Annotated in this window: 22 protein-coding genes; 8 read left to right on the top strand and 14 right to left on the bottom strand. The window is 62.3% G+C overall.

The window, feature by feature from the left end:
- Positions 1-35 precede the first annotated feature (35 nt).
- The 7 genes from cysS to QM649_RS10065 form a co-directional block, all read right to left on the bottom strand.
- Positions 36-1514 (bottom strand): cysteine--tRNA ligase, encoded by a 1479-nt coding sequence (gene cysS / locus QM649_RS10095; protein ID WP_415198911.1) that lies wholly within the window; start codon positions 1512-1514, stop codon positions 36-38.
- Positions 1515-1584: 70 nt separating this feature from the next.
- Entirely contained in the window at positions 1585-1911 is a 327-nt protein-coding gene (locus tag QM649_RS10090; RefSeq protein WP_415198910.1) for a type II toxin-antitoxin system PemK/MazF family toxin, read from the bottom strand.
- Positions 1908-2165 (bottom strand): antitoxin, encoded by a 258-nt coding sequence (locus QM649_RS10085; RefSeq protein ID WP_415198909.1) that lies wholly within the window; start codon positions 2163-2165, stop codon positions 1908-1910. Before QM649_RS10085 ends, QM649_RS10090 begins: the two co-directional genes overlap by 4 nt.
- 142 nt (positions 2166-2307) lie before the next feature.
- Entirely contained in the window at positions 2308-3306 is a 999-nt protein-coding gene (locus tag QM649_RS10080) for a transaldolase (protein WP_415198908.1), read from the bottom strand.
- Positions 3307-3516: 210 nt separating this feature from the next.
- Positions 3517-4671, bottom strand: a complete 1155-nt coding sequence (locus tag QM649_RS10075) for a peptidylprolyl isomerase (protein ID WP_415198907.1) — start codon at positions 4669-4671, stop codon at positions 3517-3519.
- 180 nt (positions 4672-4851) lie between these two features.
- Entirely contained in the window at positions 4852-5334 is a 483-nt protein-coding gene (locus QM649_RS10070; RefSeq protein ID WP_415198906.1) for a hypothetical protein, read from the bottom strand.
- Positions 5335-5399: 65 nt separating this feature from the next.
- The gene (locus QM649_RS10065) at positions 5400-6059 is read right to left on the bottom strand and encodes a TetR/AcrR family transcriptional regulator (protein ID WP_415198905.1); all 660 of its coding nucleotides are present in this window, start codon (positions 6057-6059) and stop codon (positions 5400-5402) included.
- 61 nt (positions 6060-6120) lie between these two features.
- Between QM649_RS10065 and QM649_RS10060 the strand changes: the two genes are divergently transcribed.
- Both QM649_RS10060 and QM649_RS10055 read left to right on the top strand, forming a co-directional pair.
- Positions 6121-6489, top strand: coding sequence for a darcynin family protein (locus QM649_RS10060; protein ID WP_415198904.1), 369 nt, complete (start codon positions 6121-6123; stop codon positions 6487-6489).
- A gap of 32 nt (positions 6490-6521) precedes the next feature.
- On the top strand, positions 6522-7280 hold the full coding sequence (locus QM649_RS10055) for an SDR family oxidoreductase (RefSeq protein WP_415198903.1): 759 nt from the start codon (positions 6522-6524) through the stop codon (positions 7278-7280).
- Between the two features lie 56 nt (positions 7281-7336).
- Here the strand turns inward: QM649_RS10055 and QM649_RS10050 are convergent, their stop codons facing one another.
- From QM649_RS10050 to QM649_RS10040, 3 genes are all read right to left on the bottom strand, one after another.
- On the bottom strand, positions 7337-9229 hold the full coding sequence (locus QM649_RS10050; RefSeq protein ID WP_415198902.1) for a M61 family peptidase: 1893 nt from the start codon (positions 9227-9229) through the stop codon (positions 7337-7339).
- A 380-nt stretch (positions 9230-9609) separates the two neighbouring features.
- Positions 9610-10707, bottom strand: coding sequence for a fibronectin type III domain-containing protein (locus QM649_RS10045; protein WP_415198901.1), 1098 nt, complete (start codon positions 10705-10707; stop codon positions 9610-9612).
- A gap of 60 nt (positions 10708-10767) precedes the next feature.
- Positions 10768-11703 (bottom strand): TIGR01777 family oxidoreductase, encoded by a 936-nt coding sequence (locus tag QM649_RS10040; protein ID WP_415198900.1) that lies wholly within the window; start codon positions 11701-11703, stop codon positions 10768-10770.
- Between the two features lie 163 nt (positions 11704-11866).
- On the opposite strand from QM649_RS10040, the gene QM649_RS10035 reads away from it, so the two are divergent.
- A complete protein-coding gene (locus QM649_RS10035; RefSeq protein ID WP_415198899.1) occupies positions 11867-12640 on the top strand; it encodes a helix-turn-helix domain-containing protein in 774 nt (257 codons plus the stop codon).
- A 52-nt stretch (positions 12641-12692) separates the two neighbouring features.
- On the opposite strand, the gene QM649_RS10030 is transcribed toward QM649_RS10035, so the two are convergent.
- Together QM649_RS10030 and QM649_RS10025 are read right to left on the bottom strand one after the other, a co-directional pair.
- Entirely contained in the window at positions 12693-13238 is a 546-nt protein-coding gene (locus tag QM649_RS10030; protein WP_415198898.1) for a 5' nucleotidase, NT5C type, read from the bottom strand.
- A gap of 46 nt (positions 13239-13284) precedes the next feature.
- A complete protein-coding gene (locus tag QM649_RS10025; protein ID WP_415198897.1) occupies positions 13285-14052 on the bottom strand; it encodes a zinc ribbon domain-containing protein in 768 nt (255 codons plus the stop codon).
- Positions 14053-14351: 299 nt separating this feature from the next.
- Here QM649_RS10025 and QM649_RS10020 point away from each other — a divergent pair, with 299 nt between their 5' ends.
- Positions 14352-16619 carry a DPP IV N-terminal domain-containing protein gene (locus QM649_RS10020; RefSeq protein ID WP_415198896.1) on the top strand — a complete coding sequence of 756 codons (2268 nt, stop codon included), beginning with the start codon at positions 14352-14354 and terminating at the stop codon, positions 16617-16619.
- 2 nt (positions 16620-16621) lie between these two features.
- On the top strand, positions 16622-17515 hold the full coding sequence (locus QM649_RS10015; protein ID WP_415198895.1) for an MBL fold metallo-hydrolase: 894 nt from the start codon (positions 16622-16624) through the stop codon (positions 17513-17515).
- Between the two features lie 50 nt (positions 17516-17565).
- Here QM649_RS10015 and QM649_RS10010 read toward each other — a convergent pair whose 3' ends face one another.
- Both QM649_RS10010 and QM649_RS10005 read right to left on the bottom strand, forming a co-directional pair.
- Complete coding sequence (locus tag QM649_RS10010) at positions 17566-19314, bottom strand: S53 family peptidase (protein WP_415198894.1); 1749 nt, start codon at positions 19312-19314, stop codon at positions 17566-17568.
- 324 nt (positions 19315-19638) lie between these two features.
- A complete protein-coding gene (locus QM649_RS10005; protein ID WP_415198893.1) occupies positions 19639-19809 on the bottom strand; it encodes a hypothetical protein in 171 nt (56 codons plus the stop codon).
- Positions 19810-20053: 244 nt separating this feature from the next.
- On the opposite strand from QM649_RS10005, the gene QM649_RS10000 reads away from it, so the two are divergent.
- From QM649_RS10000 to QM649_RS09990, 3 genes are all read left to right on the top strand, one after another.
- Positions 20054-21391, top strand: a complete 1338-nt coding sequence (locus tag QM649_RS10000) for a DNA polymerase Y family protein (RefSeq protein ID WP_415198892.1) — start codon at positions 20054-20056, stop codon at positions 21389-21391.
- 231 nt (positions 21392-21622) lie between these two features.
- Entirely contained in the window at positions 21623-22567 is a 945-nt protein-coding gene (gene gluQRS, locus QM649_RS09995) for a tRNA glutamyl-Q(34) synthetase GluQRS (protein WP_415198891.1), read from the top strand.
- Between the two features lie 384 nt (positions 22568-22951).
- Positions 22952-23131 (top strand): hypothetical protein, encoded by a 180-nt coding sequence (locus QM649_RS09990; RefSeq protein ID WP_415198890.1) that lies wholly within the window; start codon positions 22952-22954, stop codon positions 23129-23131.
- The last annotated feature ends 32 nt before the right edge of the window (positions 23132-23163 follow it).

Genomic DNA, 23163 nt, shown 5'->3' with positions numbered 1-23163 from the left:
TACAGGTTCTGATCTGTTACCGCAGTGCGTAGCTCTTACTTCCGCTTCCAGCGAACGCCGTCCTTCGAATCCTCGATCAGGATGCCTTTTTCGGCCAGCTCGTTCCGGATCTGATCGGCACGGGCGAAGTTGCGGGTCTTTTTGGCGCGGGTGCGTTCGTCCACCAGGGCCTGAATTTGCTCGTCCGAAAGCGAGCGCTGTGCGAGCACCTCGGGCGATGCCTCGTCGAGGCGGCCTTCCCGCTCGGCCCAGTCCAGGGCAAAGCGCGTCCACTCGGCGTCGCGGTCCTCAAGGACAGCAAACACCGCGTCAAACTGCTTCAGCACGCCGAGGATCTGCTCCGCATTCTCTGCTCCGACCGTTCCGGCATCGAGCGCGGCGTTGCCGGCGCGGACCAGATCGAAGATTGCGCCACGGGCGGTCGCCGTGTTCAGGTCGCTGCACAGGCTGTCGAGGAAGTTCTTCTCGCAGCGTGCGGTCTCGTCGGTGAGGGCCGTATTCGTTTCGTTCGCAGGCTTTGCCGTGCGGACGCGCTCGCGGAAAGTGCGCAGGCGTTCGATGGCGCCGGTCTCAGCGATCAGGCCGTCGAAGGTGAAGTTGAGCTGCTGCCGGTAAGGCACGGAAATCAGCAGCATGCGGATGGCCGAGGCCTTGTAGCCCTTGAGCAGCAGGTCGCGCAGCGTATAGAAATTGCCCTCGGACTTCGACATCTTGCGGCCTTCGACCAGCAGGAAGCGAACGTGGAACCAGTGGCGCGCGAAGCAGTGGTGCGTGGCCGACTCGGACTGCGCAATCTCGTTCTCGTGGTGCGGGAACATGAGATCTTCGCCGCCGGCGTGCAGGTCGATCGTGTCGCCCAGGTATTCATTGGCCATGGCCGAGCACTCGATGTGCCAGCCAGGGCGGCCGGCGCCGAGAGCCGTCTCCCAGCGGTGCTCGCCGGGCTTGGCCGACTTCCAGAGGGCGAAATCGCGGGCCGAATCCTTGTCGTATTCGTCCACGTCGACACGCGCGCCGTCGGTGATGCCGGTGAAATCCTTCTTTGAAAGCTTGCCGTATTCCGGGAACTTCGCGATGCGGAAGTACCACGATCCGTCTTCGGTCTTATAGGCGTAGTCTTCGGCGGCGAGCTTCTCGATCATCGAGACCATGGCCGGGATGTGCTCGGTCGCACGGGCCACGATCTCGGGCCGCTCCACGGAGAGTGCGTCGAGATCCTCGAAAAAAGCGCTCTCAAAGCGAGGCGTGTATTCCGAGATGCTGACACCTCTGAGGGCGGCATTACGGATGATCTTGTCATCGACATCCGTGATGTTCATGACGTGCTGCGGTTCGATGCCCTTGAGGCGGAGTACGCGGCGAAGCACGTCTACCTGCAGGAAGGTGCGGAAGTTGCCGATGTGGCCGTAATCGTAGACGGTGGGGCCGCAGGCGTACATACGGAAGGGCTTACCGTCGATAGGAGCCAGGTCTTCGATTTTTCCTGTCAGGGTATTGAACAGTCGGATGGTCATTCGTCAGGCGGGCTTTTCTTCGTAGGGCGTACCTGTCGATTTTACCGTACCGGACCGCGCGTGGCCCCAATTACAGGAACAGGGTGAGAGTCTTCGCCAGTACTTCGTTCAGAATCTCTGCTGGCAACGTGTCTACTTTCTTGCCGTCGCGGGCAAGGATATCGAGCACACGCGGCTGGTCGCAACGAACTACCCCAGTGGTTCGGATGCCGGAGAGGGGCACGGCAAATCCAATGCGCCGGACGAACTCGCCGCCCGTGGTGATGGGCAGGACGATAGGCAGCCGGGTCGCCTGATTAAACGCCGTTGGGGAAATGATCAGCACGGGTCGATGTCCCTGCTGTTCATGTCTTTTTGTCGGATCGAGTGACACCATGTAGATGTCGCCACGATTCACAGCAGTTCGCCGCCTACAGCTGGCGCATCGACCCACCTGCGTTCTTCGGCCTCAAGAGGCTGAGAGTAGTCGGATGCTGCCAGAAGCTCTTCCAGTGTGTAGCGGGGTGCGGTCTGGGGTACGACCACTAAGCGTTCCCCGTCGACAGCCAGCCCCACCGTAGCTCCAGCCTCGAGATGCAGCAGGTCCAGAATGGCGGGAGGAACGGCAAGCATGATCGACCCGCCGACTTTACGCAGGTTTGTGATGTACATAGGCGAGCCCCTGGCGTCGATTATATGAAAATATAACTCGACTTGTCATAATTCTTGCCTTGCCTCATCAATTTTGAACTTGAAGCGAAACGCAAAAGGGCGGACCCGAAGGTCCGCCCTTTTACATTGAAGCAATGAGCGCTTAGTTGGCTGCGCCTACAGCGGTCAGCTCGGAGACGCGCTTCGCGAGCAGCTCTTCGAGCTGGACGAGCGCCTTCGAGAAGCCTTCGATGCCTTCCGAAAGCTTGTCGCTGGCCATCTTGTCCTCGGCGTGCATCTTGTCGAAGGTCGCCTTGTCGACGGTGATCTTCTCGATCTGCAGGCTCTTGGCCTTCTCCGGATCCAGCTTGCGGGGCAGGTCGCCGGTCTTGGCTTCGAGCTCGTGCAGCAGGTTCGGAGAGATGGTCAGCAGGTCCGAACCGGCCAGCTCTTCGATTTCGCCGATGTTGCGGAAGCTCGCGCCCATGACCACGGTCTTGTAGCCGAAGTGCTTGTAGTAGTTGAAGATCTTGGTGACGGACTGGACGCCTGGGTCTTCGGCGCCAACATAGTCCTTACCGGTATTCTTCTTGTACCAGTCGAGGATACGGCCGACGAAGGGCGAGATCAGCGTGACGCCGGCCTCGGCGCAGGCGATCGCCTGGTGCAGGCCGAAGAGCAGGGTCAGGTTGCAGTGGATGCCTTCCTTCTCGAGGATCTCGGCGGCCTTGATGCCTTCCCAGGTGGAGGCGATCTTGATCAGCACGCGCTTCCGGTCGATGCCGGCGCCCTCGTACAGCTTGATGATCGCGCGGGCCTGCTCCAGGGTCTTCTCGGTATCGTACGAGAGGCGTGCATCGACTTCCGTCGAGACGCGGCCCGGAACCACGGCCAGGATCTTCTTGCCGAAGGCGATAGCCAGGTGCTTGAAGGCTTCCTTGGCGACTTCCTCATCGCTCGCCTTGTCGCCGAGCGACTTCTTGGCCTCGATCAGCGTGTCGTCGACGATCTGCTGATACTGCGGCATCTGGGCCGCCGCGGTGATCAGCGACGGGTTGGTGGTCGCATCCTGCGGCTTGACCTTTTCGATCGCCTCGATGTCGCCGGTATCGGCAACGACGGTGGTCATGGTGCGAAGCTGTTCCAGCAGAGTCTTAGACATGGTTTCTCTCCTTCAGAGCCACTATTCCCCTCCATTATCGGCCAACCGGGCGCGGAAGGGAACTGAACATCCGGTCAATATCGGGCACAGGCGGACTACCCTTGTGACTGCTCCGGCGGGGCGTGGCTTTCACTATCTTAGATGCGTCGCCGGAAGCCGACCGTTTCAGGAAAAGCGAAGACCTGCGCAGAAAACGACAGCAAATGGCGTCTACGGATGCTCCTGAACACGAATGCTGAGAATCGTCACAGCCTTGAGCGGCTTATTATTCCCATCCCGGGGCACCGCCGCAATCTTCTGTGCGACCTCGACAGACGCGTCGTCGCACTGGCCGAAGATGGTGAACTTCTGATTGAGCTTGCGAACCGGCACCGTTGTGACGAAGAATTCGCCGTCGTTCTCATCCGGACCGGCGTTGGCCATAGCAAGCCGTCCCGGACGATCGAAGTCGAGGCCCGGGACGGGCTCAATTGAGAACTTGATCCCGGTGCCTTTCCCGGATGCGTCGGCGTTCTCGTGCGGATAGTCGGAGTTCTGAATCATGAAGTCGGGCAGAATCCGTCCGAAATGCAGGCCGTCGTAGTAATGCCCCTTTACCTCGGCGTGGGTGGCGGGATTCTTCCATTCCTTTGTCCCCTCGGCCAGCCCGAGAAAGGTGTTCGTCGCAATGGGCGTCTCCTTAAAGAGGCGGCAGGTCATCCCGCCCATCGACGTCTCGATGCGCACGGTTGGGCCAGTCGGATCCGGAGCGGGAATTAGGGCATCCGGAACCGGTGTGGGCTGCGGCACCACCTTTGCCGGGTCGACATGCGGAGCCACCGGCGGCAGCGGCTGCCCAGGCTGGACGATGGCGATGTGATCGATCGCGACGGGATGATCCGGGTGGTTGTCCGTGCTCAGCAGCAGGTGGGTGGCTGCGGTCACCACCTTGATCGAGGCGTCGTCGCACTGGCCGAAGACGAAGCCTTTATGGAACCGCTCAAACTCGGAGTCGGCGTGGTCGGTCACGAAGAAGAGCGAGCTGCTTACCTTGCCATCGTCTTCGCTTGCCATGGCCAGGCGCGCTGCGCGGTCGAACTTGAGACCAGTCTGCTCCGCTGGTCTGGGATCACCGGCCGTGCCTTTATGGCCGCCGATGCGGTCTCCGGCCGTGAGAGCCCCGACCCCTGCCGTTGCTGCCGTGCCATCGTAGAACGGCACGCCGTGCATCGTCTGGCCGTTCGATTTGTCGGTCCAGTCCTTCGTGCCGGTAGCCAGCGCGACGAAGTTGGCCGTCATCTCCGGAGCTTCCTTGCTGTAGAGCTGGCAGGTCATTCGTCCCATGCTGGTATCGATCACGGCGATGGGGCCGGTCGGCTGCTTCACCGGTGATCTGTTCTGAGAGTGAGCGGATGCAATGAGGAAGCAAAGAATGGCAAGAGCGAGCACGCGGCGCATGCGGATCAACCTGGCGGAGGAATGAGAAGCTGGCGTCAGCATAGCCCGGCCGTCAGTCCGGCGGAAAGGGGTGTTCCACCGGACCTGCTGTGCAATCAGGGAATGAGATCAGGGCTGCTTCATATCTGCACGCAGTTGCTCGATGACCCGATGCACGGCTGTCGGCCACGGAGTATCCGGCTGGCCGGAATAGATTTCGGTCCAGATGAGTTCGCCCTGGTCGGTAGCGGAGGCCCGGGAGTACACGTGGATTACCGCAAGTGGACGGCTGGATGGGCCAAAATCGATGCCGCTGACCTCGGGCCGGGTGAGTACCAGGGTCAGATCTCCGCCATCCGGCTGCACCGTTTTGCCCAGATAGGCCACGAGCTTCTGCAGCTGCTTCGACGAGTGGGCGTCCATGCGTGGAACCTGAATGGCGATCGTCTTCGCGGCTCCCACGGCGTTTTCGAAACTGCTGCGGTCGCAGCTGTCTGTCTTGGCCTGATCCGTGCAGGCATGTCTGCCTGTCTGCGCTATCGCGGTGGAAGGCAGCTGCGCGGCTCCGCATAGCGCCAGTGTTCCCCAGAAAATCATCGTCTTCGTCTTCATAAATCCAGCTCCAGAGAATGTGAGATGAGTGCAATGCATGACAGGCTCTGGATAAAGAGGACGGTTCAGCGCTTCTGGAAGTCGTGCAACTCTACACCTTCCAATGCGGATTCGCTACTGCGGAGATAGCCCCAGACCGCGCCTTCGACCCTGTGCGCCAGCTCAGGCGATGCACGCTCGCCGCGTTCGCCCGCTGCGTCGACGAGGCCGCGGATGAGTGCGAGGATATCTCCGGCTGCGACGCTATGGTTTTCGATCTTCGGAGCTCCCGGCAGCCTAAGCGCGTTCTCCATCACGGATTGCAGCCGGGTCACGGTTTGCGAAACCTGAGGCTGGAAGGCCTCGCGCTGCTCCGCGATATCGAGCAGCCTTGCCAGCCGTGGACGCCGCATCTGATGGCGAATGGAAGCGCCGATGTAGGCACGCAGCATCTCCTTGCAGTTTTGGATATGCGCGAATTCCTCTCCCGAGGCGAGCAGTGCGGCGGTCTCGCGCTCAATCAGCGCGCTGAGTAGCGCGTCCTTGTTTGGAAAGTACTGGTAGAGGGAGCCGATACTGACGCCTGCCCGCTCCGCGATGGCATTCGTGTTGAATCCCTCGAAGCCATGACTTTCGAGAATGCGAGCAGACGACTCGAGCACGGCGACGACTGTCTCGACGGAGCGCCGTTGCAGGGGCGTCTTTCTTGGCTGAACGGCTTCGTGTGTGGATCGTTTTTTAGCCATAGGGATGCGAGTACTCAAAGTGAGTAAATGCTCATATTCTCCAGTGTAAGGAGAACACACGATGACAACGAATGAAAAGACCCTGGCCGAGCAGGACGATCTGACCATCTTCATGCTGGTGAAGACCATGCCCGAGTGGCTGGCCATGCCGGTCGAGGAGCGCTTCGGCCACTTTCAGCGCTATGTAACCCCGCTTCTTAAAAAGTACGAGCAGACGGTCCGCTGCCGGATCTTCGATACAGAGTTCTACTCGGCGCGCGTGACCGACGTCTGGATGTGGGAGGCGAAGTCCCGGCACGCCTACGAACTGATCGTGGAAGAACTGCGCGAGACGCCGCTTTGGGACCGCTTCTTCTCGATTGTCGAGATCCTTGCGGGCGTCGAAAACGCCTATGCCCGGAATTATGACCGCGAGGCCGTCTCGGCCTGATTCCATTTCTCAACGGAGAGGAAGGAGAAACGATGAAGCTGACTGGAAACACGATCCTGATCACCGGAGGAGGCACGGGCATTGGGCGCGGACTGGCGGAGGCCTTTCACGCCCTGGGCAATGCGGTGGTCATTGCCGGTCGACGGGAGAAGGTGCTGCGAGAGGTGGTCGCCGCCCATGCGGGCATGGAGTACGTCGTCTTCGATCAGGACAATGCGGAGGAAACGCAGGCAATTGCCGAGACGATGCGCACGCGCTTCCCGAAGCTGAATGTGCTGATCAATAACGCCGGCGTACAGCGGGTCGAGGATCTTACGTCCGGGCAGATGGCCGACGCCGAGATGACGATCCAGACCAACCTGCTTGGCCCGATGCGCTTGACCGCGGCATTGATCCGACAGCTTATGGATCAGCCCGAAGGCGCGATCCTGAACGTGACCTCGGCTCTCGCGATGCTGCCCGCGGCAATGCTGCCGTCCTACTGCGCAAGCAAGGCTGCAATGCACTCCTATACGCAGTCGCTGCGGTTCCAGCTGCGGAATACAGGGGTGCAGGTGATCGAGATTATCCCGCCGTGGGTGCAGACCGAACTACAGGGCGAGCGCGGCATGAACCCCAAGGCGATGCCGCTGCCGGAGTACATCGTCGAAACCATAACGCTGCTGAAGGATCAACCGGAGGCGACGGAGATTGTGTCGGAGCGTGGGAAGCTCATGCGATTCGCGGAACGAGGCGACTACGACGCTTTCTTTCAGAGATACAACAGCGGCTGGATGGACACGCAGCGCTGAGGCTCAGGAGGCGCGGGCCTCTTCGGCAGGATCCGATTGCCCGCGCCTCTGTGTGTTTACTTCGCCGGTGTCAGCGGAGTGGTGATGGCGTCGAGCAGGTCGGGTGTGCCGTCCACGCGCTTGAGCGCCGGCCAGCGCGGGCCCTGGTTGTCGTCGATGGAGAAGCTCTTCACCAGGTCATCCACCTGGATCAGCAGAGTGATGGGGCTCTTGTTGTTCTTTGACTCGGTCAGGGCGGTATTCAACCCCGCCATGCTGAAGACGTGTCCGTTGACGGCGAGAAGCTTGTAGCCCGGGGCGAGCTGCGCCTTGTCGGCAGGGCTGTTCCAGCGCACATCCTGGATTACGTTGTCCTGGCCGATCAGCAGCCCGATCGAGAACCACGCGCCGGTCGAAGGTATAAGGTGATTGCCGGAACGCCCGATGGCATTGAGGGTGTCGCTGGCCTTGTCGGTGTAGACGAGCTTGTAGCCGCCGCGTTCGATGCCGGCGACGTTGGCATCCGGGGCAATCTTCATCACGCGATCGCGCAGGAAGCCGGCCCAGTCGTACGGCAGAACCTCGTTCAGGTCTCGTACCAACTCGTCGAAGTTATAGGTCACGATGAGCGGCCCGGTGTCGCCGCCCTTGCCGAGGAAGATGTGCAGGAAGTCGGTCAGAGACTTTTTGCCATCGGTCTTCTGGCGGATCAGGGTGTCGGCATCGAGCCAGACCAGCGTGCCTTCGGGATAGTAGTCCTGCGACCGGCGCCAGTTGGACCAGGCCATGTCGCGGTCGCGGAGGATGCTGCTGGAGATGGCGGTATCTTCAGTGGAGCGCCATTCCCGGCCACGGGTCTCCTGAAGCATGGCGGCTGTGTAGGCCAGGTTGTCGCGGTATTCCTGCTGCGATTCCAGCCCGCTGCGCGCCGCCAGCACCTCGCCCATGTACTGCGTTAGGCCTTCGTAGACCCACAGCAGCGAGCCCTGCTGCATCTTGTGGAAGTCGTCCTGGTACAGATTGAAGGGACGGCGATACTTGCCGTTCCACGAGTGGGTGAACTCGTGCGGCAACAGATCGGTGTTGCTTAACTGGTGGTCGGCATCGGCAAAGCCGGCTTCTTCCACGCCGTTATCGCTGGACTGGCCATGCTCGAGGCCATCCCATCCGGCAACGTCGGAAAGCGTGAGCAGGAAGTGATAGGCCTTGTAGTGCCTCGAGGCATAGGCTGCGCCGGTCTCGTGGACCAGCCGCGTCAGCTCGGCCAGGAATTCAGGATGCAGCTTCGCGTCCTCGGGATCGTCCGCCACCACATCGATGTAATGCTTCGTCGACACATCCGGAGCCAGCGGGTATTCGTGAAAGTATTCACCGGTGATTACGGGCGAATCCTCAAGCTGCTCCACGTTGGTCGCCGCATAGTGGATCGTGCCGCCCTTTGCCGGTTCCGGGGTGTAGCCCGGATCGGTGGGCGTGAGTGCTGTGCCTACGCCCCAGCCGGTGGGCACGATGAGCGTGGGCTGAATGGGAATCTCACGGACAGGCGTGTCGGCGGGGTAGAGCAGCAGCTTCTCCCACTCGAGCATGGCCAGGTGCTGGCTCAGCCGCGCGGTCGCGATGCAATCCAGGTGCGCGTGCACGCTGGTGACGCCCTTCGGCACCTCGACATGAAACTGGTACAGATCTTCGTCATCGCGGCGCCAGGTCAGTGTCTGCCCGTTTGCTGTGAAGACGACGCCGACGATATCGCTGACGGGGCCTGTGGGCCGATGATTGCCGGGAATCCACTCCGGCGTGGTGAGCGACAGGGGACCGGCGTGGGTGACCGGGATATCGATCTCGGCATGGAAGAGCTTGCGCGGCGTATCGCGGAGGTCAGCGGTGATCTGGATGGGTGTTTTCTGTGCAAGAGCGAGAGACGGCAGGAACAGGCCAAGGCAGGATGCGGCCAACAGCAGTCGCGAGGACATATCGAGAGATTTCTCCCAGGTAAGAATCAACCGGATAAAAAGCCCAATGGGCGAGTGGACGAACGTATGGGAATAGGTGGTCCGAGTCTATCGGAGGGCAGCCTGCTCTGTCCTTTGCGACTGCCGTAGCCTTGGGTCGTATCGGCATATTCGGAATGCTTGCCTTTGGCAGGATTTTTTATAAAAGCTTGTCATTCCGACCGAAGCGAGACAGTTTTCCTGTCTCGAGCAGGGGAGGAACCTGCAGTAAGGCTGCTAGGCATCCTCGGATGTGCAGGCCAAACTGCAGGTTCCTCCACTACGCTCCCTGCGGTCACTTCGGTCGGAATGACAACTTCGAGATTAGAAATAAAGCTGCCAAACGAATATGTTGATATCGCCTAAGGTTGCGGCAGTCCTTCTTCTACTTCGGCTGAGCGGGTGCTCTCGTTGCCGTCATGATCGATGGCGCTGACGGAGTAGATGTAGCGCTGGCCGGGTTTCGCCGTGGTGTCGCGGAAGGATGGCGAGACGACGGCATCGGCAGCGGCGGGTGAGATGCGCACTGGCGCGGTCGATGAGCCCGCATCGCGGCGATAGACACGGTAACCGGCGATATCCGCATCCGTGTTCGGCGACCAGGAGAGATCCACGGAACCGGCGTCGGCATCCGGTACGGCCTGGAGATCGGTAGGCGTGTGCGGCGGGAATACGTCGCGGGCATCGAGGGTCACGGTGGCGCTCGGTGCGCTGGTGGTCTCGATATCGTGGCCCGAGAACGAAGAGTGGGCTACGCGATCCACCTCGTACTTGTACGTATGGTCGAGTGCGGCGTCGCGGTCGAGTGCCTTGCCCTTGTCTTCGATCGTCAGCTCGAGGGTCTGCTGATCGGGCGCGGGCGTGCCTGCGGTCTCATCGGGCTTGACCGCCTTGGCCTTCGGATCGGTGACCAGCTCGCGATGGATGCGGAAGGTGGCGCTCCCGGGCTGCTGCGTCCAGGTGAGGAGGATGCCGTCCGCGCTGGTGTGGGCGTCGAGGTTTTGAACGCGAGCCGGAGCCTCTCCGGCAGCGAGATAGACCTTGTTCGACGGTCCGGCGTCCTTGCCGGCGTGATTCTTCAGCTCGACCGTGTAGACGAGCAGCCGTGCCTGGCCGCTAACGAGGTCGGCGGGAAGGTGATCGGTATACGAAGCCTTGGCCTGGGGCGCGACCAGGATCTCTCCGGCGCGCTGGCAGGGACCGTCCGCAAGATGGCGGCAGATGACGGCGTGCTGCTCGCCTTTGAGCATCACCTTTTCGGTGTCGCGCTTAGGCATGGTCCAGTGCAGGGTGACGTCATTGCCGGCGCGGCTGCCGGAAAGGTCGGTGACCGGCTCGGGCAGCTTGAGGCTGGGTGGCATCGGCGAAGCCTCCATCCCGCAGCCGGTCAATGCAAGAGAGGCAGTGACGGCTGCGGCGGAGGCAAAGACCGCCAGGGCGGCCATGGAAGATCTGGGCATGCTGAACAGACGAGTCTTACCGCGCATTCAGATTCAGCGTAGCAGCAATCCGGATGAGATTCAGGGCCGGGGCAGGACTGTGTTGAGCGCGGCATCGATATCCGAGGCCTGGAAGCGGTAACCGGCCTTGAGCAGACCTTCCGGGAGGGCGCGCGACGAGGCGAGGAGCGCCTCGTCGGCCATCTGACCGAAAGCCAGCCGGAGTGCGAATGCCGGAGCGGGAAGAATCGCCGGCCGGTGGAGATGCCGGCCCAGCGCGTGGGTGAAATCGGCGTTAGTGACCGGCCCGGGCGCGGTAAAGTTGAAGGCTCCCGTGAGTTCTCCGGCGCGGGGATCGAGCAGGAGAAAGAGCATGGCCGAGACGAGGTCCGGCAAGGCGATCCAGCTCATCCACTGCCGGCCGGAACCCAGCGGTCCGCCGAGCCCGGCGCGGAAGAGCGGCAGCATCTTGGCGAGCGCTCCGCCATTCGGGGCCAGGACAACGCCGAAGCGGGTATGGAGGACGCGTCCGGCGCTGGCTCCGGCAGTCGCGGCCGCCCGCTCCCAGAGCTCACAGACGTCGGTGAGAAAACCTGTGCCGTGGCGGGAGTCTTCGGTGAGCAGCTCGCTGCCGCGGTTGCCATAAATGCCAGTGGCTGAGGCACATACAAATGCCTTCGGGGGCTCCTGCAGTTGCGAGAAGACCCGCCCCAGCGCCAGCGTGGTATCAACGCGGCTGGAGACAATCTCGCGCTTGTAGCTTTCCGTCCAGCGGCGCGAAGAAAGGTTCGCCCCGGAGAGATGGATGGCGGCGTGCAGGCCTTCCAGTGGCGTGGGGTCGGATACCGGACGTTCGGCCGAGGGATCCCAGCGCAGAACCGTCTGCTGTCCTGCGGAGGATGGTTTCCGGGAGAGCTGAAGTACTTCAATCTGCTGGACTTGGAGCGCTTGAGTAAGAGCCGAACCGATGAGGCCCGAGGCGCCGGAGATCAGGATCTTTTTGGAGGTTTCTGGCATGGTCTGCAATTCAGTTTGCGATTTGGCGTACTCGTAAATTGGATGCCGCTCTTGTGGTCAGCATGAAAGACATTGTGATCGGAAGAACATTTTTGCAGTTTGGTGCATCCCAGTACCAAAATGGGAATTTGCCCCCCGCAAACGAACCGCGAGGATACAAAATATGGCGATGAAGCAGGAAGAAAGCAAACTGACGATCGATCCGGAGACCGCAGAAGCCTTTATCGCAGAACGCAAGATTGGCGAGCGTATCAAACGGCTGCGCCTGAAGAAATCCATGGGTCTGGTGGAGCTGGGGAAGCACACTGGCCTTTCCGCGAGCTTTCTTTCGCAGCTCGAAACCGGCCGTGTCGTTCCGACGCTCCGCAATCTTGCCCGTATCGCGATGGTCTTCAGCAAGGACCTGTCGTACTTCTTCGAGCCGGAGCCGCACACGCTCTTCCGGATTCACAAGAAAACGGACCGTGTGCGCCTGCCGCAGACGGGCACGGACGACCCCACCTATTACTTTGAAAGCCTGGGCTACATGGTGCCGGACCGGCACATGGATCCCTACTATGCGGAGTTCATCCCGCTGCGGGAGGACAAGGAGGTCCGGCCGCACGTGCATCCGGGCTATGAGTTCCTCTACATGCTCCAGGGAGAGTTGCAGATTCGCCACGGCGACAAGGCGCACGTGCTCGAGGCTGGCGATGGCGTGTATTTCGACGCCAGCACTCCGCATGCCTATCGCTGTGCAGGATCGGAGCCGGCTGTGGCGCTGATCGTGACCATGCACCAGCAGCATCTGGTGCAGGGGGCGACGTTGCGTCCGGCGGCGGTGGCGAATGGCAAGAGCGGGAACGGGCATTCCAACGGAAATACGGCGCCGGCAGGCCGGCCGCTGGATCGCGAGATCATGCAGGTGAAACCGTTAGGCGCAGCACGGCGGGTGTAGCGGCTGCAAGTCTGGATCAAACGGAGGGGCGGACCATCGCGGTCCGCCCTTTCTATTTTTGCAGCACGAGATGCGGCACAAACAGCGCGGCGACCTGCGCCCAGTTGTCCACGCGGCGAAAGCCGGAGACGTTCAGGTTGTGCGGCGCGCTGTAGAGAATGCCCTCACCCGGGAAGCGGCGGAAGTGCAGCGGCTGATCGTCGATGAGGTAGTCCGCATTGAGAATGCTCTTGTCGCCGCAAAAGACGAAGTTACGCGGGTTCAGCAAAGGAAAGTGGCGGCGGAGCCAGCGGTACTTCGGTCCGAAGGAGTTCGGGAACTCCATGGCGGCGGTGGCGATGAAGACCTCGTAATCCTTCAGCAGTTCGCGCACCACGCGCTGGCTGTCCTCGATCACCGGCAGGTCTTCGAAGAAATCCTCGGAGCGGAGGTAGCCGTCGAGGCGCTCATGGCGATCGGAGGAGACGATATCCCAGAGCCACTTGCCGCGAAGGTCGCCCTTGGTGATGGCTTCCTGGTGATCGCGGTTATAGCGGGCGATATGTTCGGCGAGAGTGTCGGCCAGCACCTCGTCCATGTCGATACAGATACGCTTCATGCGTTCCCATCCTGTCGAGCCCTGTGGCGGGCTTCTTCGATGTTCGTTACTGAGCTTTGTTGCGCAGCGCGCCGGGTGCGGCGTCGGGCGGAGCGGCCTCTTCGCGGTCGTGATACAGCAGGCGGCCGCAGCTTTCGCAGGGCAGCAGCTGGCCGGAGCGGATCTGATTCCAGAGCTGCGGGCGCACGCCCATCTGGCAGGCCGTGCAGCGCTGGTTCTCGACGGCGGCGAGCGCGGTGCCCTTCGACTTCGTGAGGCGATCATAGGTAGCGAGGCGGGTGTCGCCGTCATTCCTACCGGTGATTTGCGAGCGGTAGAGCTGGCGGTCGCGCTCGAGCGCTTCGAGGCGCTGCTTCTGCTCTTCCGTCCTGGCCTGCGCGGCTTCCTTCTCGAGCTCGACCACGCGGCTGTGGTCGGAGAACTCCTGCCGCGACTTCGCCAGTTGCGGCTCCAGCTGTTCGGAGCGCTCCATGCTTTCGAGTTCGCGGTCCTCGATCTTCACGATCTCGGCCTCGGCGAATTCAATCTCATGCTGCAGCGCTTTGAACTGCTCGTTGGTCTTGACGCTCGAGGACTGGTCGCGGAACTTCACGATCTTCTGCTGCTGGTCCTTGAGGTCGCTCTCCATGCGGCGCCGCGCGGCGTCCTCGTCCTTGAGAGCCTGTTCGGCCGTGGCGACGGCAGTCTTCTGGCGCGCGAGTTTTTCTTCGAGCGCTGCGATTTTCTGCGGCAGGGCCGCGAGCCCGGTGCGCAGGGCTGCGATGGCCTGATCGGTTTCCTGGAGCTGGACCAGTGAGAGCAGTTCGTCGTTCATGACCTGAAGAGCAGTCTATAACGGACGGCGGTGAGCCAGCCTCGGCGTCAAACAAGGACCTGCGGTTCTTTCGCTCGCGCACAACCGCGGATCTCTCCACTGCGCGAGACGAAAAACCTGTCTCGCTCCGGTCGGGATGACAGGTTTGTGGCGATGAGGCGGTCCAAAGCGGGCTCGTCGATCCAGCAGGGATCGCGTAGCGCGGGCCGACCGGTAGAATGGCCTTGCCAAACGTTTGCGGTCCGCTGCGTGCCCCTGCGCGGAAAACCGGATCGCGAAATTCCTGCCCTGGAGTTATCTTGCGAGTTGCTTTGCGTTCCTTTCAGACTCTTGCCCTGCTTGCTTCTGCATCCGCTTCTCTCGCGCTGACGCTTCCTCTCGCAGCGCAGAGCTCTGCCCCGACGGATCATCCGCAGAAGGATCATCCCTGGACGATCAAGGAGATTTACAGCAGCGATGACCTGACGGGCGACGCGCCGGGGGACATCAGCTGGTCGCCGGACGGGAAGCGTGCAACCTACTTTGCCGACAGCGGCGACGTGATGCAGATCGACACAGCGGACGGCAAGCTGACGAAGCTGGTGCCGGTGGGCAAAATTGCGCGCCTGCTGAACGCGCAACTGCGTGAGAAGGACGCCGACCATCGCAGCCGCTACAACCAGCCGGACTACATCTGGTCGCCCGATTCGACACACATGCTGTTCAATACCGACGGCGAGTTGTGGAACTACGATCTCGCAAGCGGCGAGGGCACGACCATCGGCAACACGGGCATGCAGAGCGGGGACGATCCCAAGTTTTCTCCGGACGGCGCACGGGTTTCCTACGTGCGCGATCACAACCTCTACGTGCAGCCGGTGAAGGGCGGCGGCGGGACCGTCGCGCTGACCACGACGAAAGAACCGACGCTGCTGAACGGCGAGATCGACTGGGTCTATCTCGAAGAACTTGATACGAGAAGTAATTATTTCTGGTCGCCGGATTCGAAACAGCTTGTGTATCTGCAGATGGATGAGGCGAAGGTGCCGGAATATCCGCTGACCGACTGGATCCCGGTGCATGCGACAGTCGACGAGCAGCGCTATCCGCAGCCGGGCGATCCAAACCCCGGTGTGCGCGTGGGCGTGGTGAGCGCCGAAGGCGGCGCGACGCAGTGGCTCAATATCCCGGTGAGCGCGAACAATGACTACATTCCGCGCTTTGGCTGGGTGAGCGCGAACGTGGTGTGGGTCGAGGTGCTGACGCGCGACCATAAACATCGCGACCTGTATTTTGCGGACACGCGCAGCGGCAGCGTGAAGCGCGTGCTGGCCGAAACCGAGCCGAAGTACTTCACCATTGCCTATGACATCACGTTCGTCGGCGATCACCAGTTCCTGAACACCGGCTGGCAGGATGGCTATACGCACATCTACCGTTACACATTCGATCCGGCCAATCCGCTGGGGAGTGACGTCAAGCCCGCGGGCGAGCTCGAGCATGGTGAGTACGAGGTTGGCGAGATCAAGGCGGTCGACGAGGCGAAGGGAACGATCTACTACCTCTCGAACGAGGGCAACCCGCGCGATCAGCAGGTGTGGGCGGTGCAGCTGGACGGCACCGGCAAGCGCCGCGTGACGAAGTCCGATGGCTTCCATGCGCCGGAGTTTGCGCAGAAGGGTGGCGCGTTCATCGATACCTCATCGACGCTGACGACGCCCGCCGTGGTGAGCTACTGCACGGGCGCCGGCGAGTGCACGCCGTTCTGGAAGTCGCATCCGGTCGCAGGACACACCCTGGTGCCTCCGGTGCTGCTGACGCTGACCGCGGCCGACGGCAAGACGATGCTCTATGGCACGCTGCAGTTGCCGGTGGGTGAGAAGTCTGCGGCGAGCGTGCCGCTGATCGTGAACCCGTATGGCGGGCCCGGCGTGGGCACGGCGAAGAACAAGTACGGCAACCGCAACTGGTACTTCGATCAGCTGATGGCCGAACATGGCTTTGCGGTGATGCACGTGGACAATCGCGGCATGGCCGGCCGTGGACGCGCCTTTGAGCAGGCGGCGTATCACAGCTTCGGACCTGCAGAGCTGGCCGATCAGCTTGCGTCGGTGGATCAGGTGCTGGCGAAATATCCGCAGCTCGACGGGCATCGCATGGGCTGGTTCGGATGGAGCTGGGGTGGCAGCTTCACGCTTTACGCGCTGAGCCATTCGGACCGCTTCCTCGCGGGCGGCAGCGGCGCGCCGGTGACGGATTGGCGCCTCTACGACTCGATTTATACCGAGCGGTACATGGGGCTGCCTTCGCAGGATGAAGCGGCGTATCGCGACGACTCGGATGTGAACTCGGCGGCGAAGCTGCGCGGACACATCGTGATCTTCCACGGAACAGGGGACGACAATGTGCACCTGGGCAACACGGTGCAGTACATCCAGAAGCTGATCGATGCGGGGATTCCATACGACTACAACATCTTCCCGCGCAAGACGCACTCGATCGCAGGTCCTGCCGCGCAGGGCGAATATCACACGCGCCTGCTGCAGGAGTTCGAGCAGTACGTGATGCATCCGCAGCAGGAGCAGTAAGGATGCAGGCTCCAATGCATATCGCGCCGCATCCTGACGACCTTATTCGCACACGCACTGCGCTCGGTGACTTCGAGCTGACGGTGCTGAGCGATGGGGCGTTCAAGCTCGACGGCGGCGCGATGTTCGGCGTGGTGCCGAAGACGCTGTGGGAGAAGCGTATGCCGGCCGATGCGCAGAACCGCATCACGCTTGGGCTGAACACGGTGGTCGTGCGCACTGGCAAGCATGTCGTCGCGATCGAGACGGGGCTCGGCAACAAGATGAGCGAGAAGCAGCGAAGCTTCGTCGAGGCGAAGCAGCTTCTGCCTTCCTCCTTCGCGGCGGCGAACATCCGGTTCGAAGAGGTGGACGTGGTGATCAACACGCATCTCCATTTCGACCACTGCGGCTGGAACACGACGCTGACCGATGCGGGGAAGGTTGTTCCGACCTTCCCCAACGCGCGCTACTTCGCGCACAAGGGCGAAGTGGATCATGGGCATCGTCAGCTTGAGCGCGATGCAGTGAGCTACATCAGCGCGAACTATGATCCGCTGATTGAGAGCGGGCAGATGACGCTCATTGAGGCGCAGCCAGGCCAGGCGCAGGAGATTGTGCCGGGCATCTCGGTTGAATGCTTTCCCGGACACACGGCGCAGACCATGGCCGTACACATCGAGTCAGGCGGCGAGCATGCCTGCTATATCTCGGACCTGATTCCCACCAGCGCGCATCTCGATGTGACCTGGGGCATGGGATACGATCTCGATCCACTGCGGGTGATCGAGGAGCGTAAGCGGTTCTACGCGCGCGCCATCCCGGAGCGGTGGCTGGTGCTCTTCACTCACGATCATGATCGCCCGATGGGATACGTGCGCTGGAATGAAAAGGGCAAGCCGGAGCTGGAACGGTAAAGGCTGGTCCCAGGTCTCAGAATCGAGACCTGGGCACCCGGCGCCTGTTCTCAGGCAGCGCCTTCCTCATGGCCGTGCTTGGGGTGATGGTGGTGTTTGCCGGAGCCCGTCGTCGTGCCGGTTCCAGTCCCGCCATTGCCCGTCCCGCTGGTTCCAGTGCCACCACCCCCGGTCGTACCTCCACCGGTTGTCGTTCCACCGCCGGATGTTCCGCCGTCTGTGCTTCCACTGCCTCCGGTGACGCCGAGCGCCGCGGCAATCGCTGCACCCTTCGGCGAGCCGAGGCCGGTGCAGGCATCCCAGCCGGTGGTGGCCTCGTAGCCGCCGTTGCCGCCGGAGATGTCGTTGTTTCCCGAGGTAATGTCGTTGAAGGCCGAGGCCGCGCCGTACAGTGTTGGGTTCACGAAGCCCACGCTCGAGCCCTTGAGCTGATTGACGATGGCGATCAATGCCGCCCACAGCGGCGCAACGGCGCTGGTGCCGCCGACCACCACCTGCTGACCGTCGACGAGCACGTTATATCCGGATGCGGGCGAGGCATCGCCGGCGACATCCGGTACGCCACGGCCGGTCAGCGCGCTGGCCTGGCCGCTGCCGGTGGTGGCGCTCAGGCCGCTCTGCCACGTGGGCACAGAGAAGGCGGTGCTGACGCCGCCGCCGGTCGAGCCGCCTTCTGAGCCGTCATTCCAGACCACTTCGCTGGTGATGGCAGTGCTGCTGGCTGTGATGCGCGTGCCTCCGCAGGCCAGCACATACGGGCTCGAAGCGGGAAAGTCGACGACATTCGAGTTTGTGCCGTCCACCGAACCGCCGTCGCCGGCCGCCACAGTGATGGTGACGCCGAGGGCTCCGGCCGACTGGCAGGCTTCGTCGAGCGCGGTGAGCGAAGACTGCGCCCAGCTGGTCTCCGGACCGCCCCAGCTGATCGAGATCACCGATGGCTTGTTGGTCGTGTCGTGTACGGCGGTGGTGATGGCATCGATGAAGCCCTGGTCGGTGTTCGTCGTGAAGTAGACGGCGATCGTCGCGCCGGTGGCGATCGAGCCGACCACCTGGATATCGAGATCGACCTCGCCGTCGGCGTCGCTACCGGTCGTGTTTGCGCCGCCGTCGACGGAGACCGCGACGACAGTGGGTGGGGTGATGCCGAGATTGTTGAAGTAGGTGTCGAGGCCGGAGGCGCTGTAGCCGCCGCCCAGTTCAATGATGCCGACGGTCTGTCCGGCGCCGGTGCCGCTGGGGAATCCATAGAGCGCGGCGACCTGGTTGGGATTGAAGCTGCTCTGCGCGGCCGCGGCAGGAGCCACGCCACGCGGCTGGCGGCGGATATGGGGCTTCGCAATCGGACGGGCATCGAGGCCGAGGACGGCTTCGACGATGGAAGCGTGTTCTTCGGGCAGCGAAAGCGTGCCGGTAAATCCATGGAATTTGTGGCCGGTTGCGGTGGTGTAATCCTGCAGCGTTACGCCGAAGGCCTTTTCGAGCGCAGCAGCAGTGCCACGCAGCACGACGGTGCGGCGGGCGAGGCTCGAGGCAGACTCGTCGATGCTGAGACCGTGCTGGTGGGCGAAGCGGCGGATCTGATCGAAGTCGGCCGGGTTGGCGGCGTAGTTCTCGAGGAACTCCTGGTGCGAGAGGTGCTTCTTCAGCTCGTGCAGGTGAAGGGGATTCTTGCGGCGCACGATGACCGAGACGGTGATGACCTGTTGCGGCGAGGTCGCGCCGGCGGCGGTGGCGTTATGCGGGGCTTTGCGTTCGCTGTGAGCGAGAGTCGTGCGCTTGGTGCTGGCGTTCGTCATGATTCGGGGTCACCTTCCGGGGGTGAAGAACTACCGACGAGGTTCGCGAAGCAGGCGCGGATAGCGCTGGCTCCGCATGCGGAACTGCAGGCTGGCGGGACTGCTGACCGGGGACGCGAAACACTTTACCTGAATCTGTCTCCCGGTGTAGTCGTACGCCTGGATACAGGTGCAGATATCCCTGTGTAAGTCGTTTGGATGCGTGAAGGTGAGCGCAGTTACAGGATGAAATTTACAAGAAAGGAATGTCGCGGGGGACGTTACTGCGGATGGCAAGGGATTGGCGACAGCGTGGGGGCGCGGGGAAGCGCGAGGGCCGGGCGACTACAGTGTCTCGTGATGGAAGAGATCGTCCTCTTCCTTGCACGGACTGCAGGTGCAACCGACCGCGCAGCAGATGAGCACTGCCACGCCGATGGTCACCAGAAACGCAGGAAGATAATCACTGATCCGCGTCAGGTGTCCCAGAATGTCATGCATGCGAGTGAACCACATAGGAGCGACTCCGCTGATTAAGAATCCAAATGGGGCCGGATGGTTTCCTAACAGCGATGATGGGGGTGGACCCATCATCTCACTGTGTTAGACGAGAGCGGTAGGAATTTGCCGCAGCGTCCTACAACTTCCGGAGTAGATCGCTGCTGGCCTATCCCGTCGCCCCGTCTCCTGACATATCGACCCGGCGAAGAAAGGCGCGAGAAGATTTGCGTATGGGAGAATAAAAGGCGAAAATATATGTATGCCTGATTCCGCCCACTCCGCGCTCTCCGGTTCCTCTTCCGCAGACGCGGCGGCAGCGGGCGAGCCGCGCGTACGCTGGCTCTTTCTCGATCTGAATTCGTACTTTGCTTCGGTCGAGCAGGAGATGCGGCCGGAGCTGCGCGGGCGGCCGGTGGCAGTAGTGCCGGTGATGGCCGATACCACCTGCGCGATCGCCGCGAGCTATGAAGCGAAGGCCTTCGGCGTGAAGACGGGCACGCAGGTAGCCGAGGCGCGGCGGCTGTGCCCGGGCATTCAATTCGTCGAAGCGCGGCACGGAATCTACGTGGACTATCACAATCGCATCGTCGAAGCGGTGCAGCAGTGTGTGCCGGTCTCGGCGGTGCTTTCGATCGATGAGATGGCGTCGAGCCTGATCGGCCGCGAACAGCCGCTGCGGGCAGCGCTCTCGCTGGCGAAGCGCATCAAGCAGGTTCTTCGCGAGCAGGTGGGTGAGACACTGCGCTGTTCGATCGGACTCGCGCCGAATCGCTACCTGGCGAAGATCGCGTCCGACATGGAGAAGCCGGATGGCCTGGTTGCGCTCACGCCGGACCTGCTGCCTGCGGCGCTCGAACATCTTTCGCTGCGCGACCTGCCGGGCGTGGGCGCTCGCATGGAGAAGCGGCTGCACATGGCCGGCATCCGGACCATGGAACAGTTACTGCGGCTCGACCGCGAGCAGATGAACCACGCCTGGGGCAGCATCCAGGGAGAAAAGCTTTGGCACTGGCTGCGCGGCGAGGACTTTCAGGATGCGGCGCTCGAGCACCAGAAGTCGATCAGCCAGAGCCACGTGCTGCCTCCCGCGCTGCGCACCCCGGAGGGCTGCTATGCCGTCGCGCACAAGCTGCTGCACAAGGCGGCAATGCGTCTGCGCGCGGCGCGGCTGTGGACGACGAGCATCTCCGTCTCCGTGAAGTTCGTGGTCCCGAAAGAAGAAGCGCATCGGCTGCACTACTCCGGCATTCCGCAGGAGGGATGGTCGCAGGGCATGTCCGTGGTCGAATGCCAGGACAGCCAGACGCTGGTGGAGGCGCTGTGCAAGCTGTGGGAGCGATGTCCGAAGGACGCACGACACCGGAAGCCGTTCTACGTGGGCGTAGGACTGGGGAACCTGGTGCCCGACCATCTGCACACGCTCGACCTCTTCGGAAACCTTGAGGGAGAATCGCGGCGCACGCGCCTGACCACGGCGATGGACTCGCTCAATCACAAGTACGGCCTCACGACGCTGATGCCAGCGAGCATGCTGCTGGCGCGGGCCGCCGCGCCCACGCGCATCGCATTCACAAACATTCCGGACTTATTCGAGTAACTGCTTCGCGCAGGGCGATCCGCCTTCGGCCTCCGCTCCCTCTGGTCGCGACTTAAAGAGCGAGGATCGGGTTCGCAGGATCTCACGGTGGCCGATTCAAGCCTTCTGTTGGCCTAAGTGTGGGAGTGAAGGTCCTTCTCACGCTTCGGTCGGAATGACAGGTGCAGGAGATAATAGGCATAAGCAGGCGAACGGGGTGTTCTCGCTTCGCCGCTACCCTTCAATCCCCGAATGCTAGATCCGCTCTCGCTCCTGGCCGACAAACAGCGCACCTACCGCGGACGCCTCGCGCCCTCGCCCACCGGCCTGCTGCATGTGGGGCACGCGGCCACGTTCCTCACGGCGTATCAGCGGGCGAAGGATGCGGGCGGTGTGCTGGTGCTGCGCAACGAGGATCTGGATACGCAGCGGGCGAAGCCCGAGTTTGTCACCGCGATGGTCGAGGATCTGCACTGGCTCGGCATGCACTGGCAGGAGGGACCGGAGCTAGGGGGACGCTATCGTCCGTATAGCCAGAGCCGGCGGCGGGCTTTCTATCTTGAGGCGTGGCGGAAGCTGCGCGATGCAGGGTTGATCTATCCTTGCCGTTGCTCGCGCAAGGATCTTGCCGCGATCTCCGCGCCGCATGAGGGTGAGGAGGACGACGAGCCGCGCTATCCGGGCACGTGCCGCCCCCTGCCGGTGATGTCCGGGCTGGCGATGGCCGGCCTGCCGGGGCAGGACGAAGCGCCGCGCCACTACGACGAGCCCGCGGGCGTGAACTGGCGCTTTCGCGTGCCCGATGGCCGCGCGATCGAGTTCGAAGACGTCCACCTCGGGCCGCAACGCTATGTCGCAGGCAAGGACTTCGGCGACTTTCTCGTGTGGCGGCGCGACGATGTGCCTTCCTACCAGCTGGCCTGCGTGGTGGATGACGCGGCCATGCGCATCACCGAGGTGGTGCGCGGCGAAGACCTGCTGAAGTCGACGGCGCGGCAGATCCTGCTCTACGAAGCACTGGGTTTCAAACCGCCACGCTGGTTCCACTGCCCGCTCATCCGCGATAAGGATGGCAATCGTCTTGCCAAGCGGCATAATTCGCTGGCCCTGCGCACATTGCGTGAGATGGGACGCGATCCGCGCGATCTGCGCATGGCGCTGCTGGGCATGCCGAGCAGGATCGCTCCCAGAGACTAGCCTCTGCTCTGCGGAGAAGAGGCCGCCTTCGGCCTCCGCTCTCTCTGGTCGCGATTCTGCTCGGAGGCGAAGAGGCTGGAGTTCGAGATTTAGAAAACAACCTGTCATTCCGACCGAAGCGAGCAACGCGAGCGCAGTGGAGGAACCTGCGGTTCTCAGGAACAAGTGAGGATCCGGGCGCCCCGTCCAACCTTCGCCGTCCAACCTTCGCTTGGGCGGGAGGGACAGGATTTCTTCGTGGTGAGCAGCTTCTGTGTTTCCCCACTCAAGCCAACAGAAGGCTTGCATGGGCCACCGTGGGGCACCCGGCAAAAGCCTCGCCCGCGACCAAAGGGAGCGGAAGCCGAAGGCGGATCGCTCTACGCGCAGTAGCAGTCCTGTGCTATGCTCTGGCAAACGCCAGCCATGCAGATGTCCGCGGCCAATCCGGTGATCTTCGCCAGCACTCGTCGCTGGAGCCGGGCCTATGCGCGCGCGATTTCCCCCCGCAAGCACCTGCGTGTCCTGAAGCATCTGCGCGTTCTGCCTACCAGCACGCGACCTAGCCTCTTCGGCAGCGACTAGTCGCCGCTGCCCGCCGCTGCGCTCTTTGCAGA

The sequence above is a fragment of the Silvibacterium sp. genome (assembly GCF_047605705.1).
GTDB lineage: Bacteria > Acidobacteriota > Terriglobia > Terriglobales > Acidobacteriaceae > Silvibacterium.
This window is presented reverse-complemented; position numbering and strand designations above follow the sequence as displayed.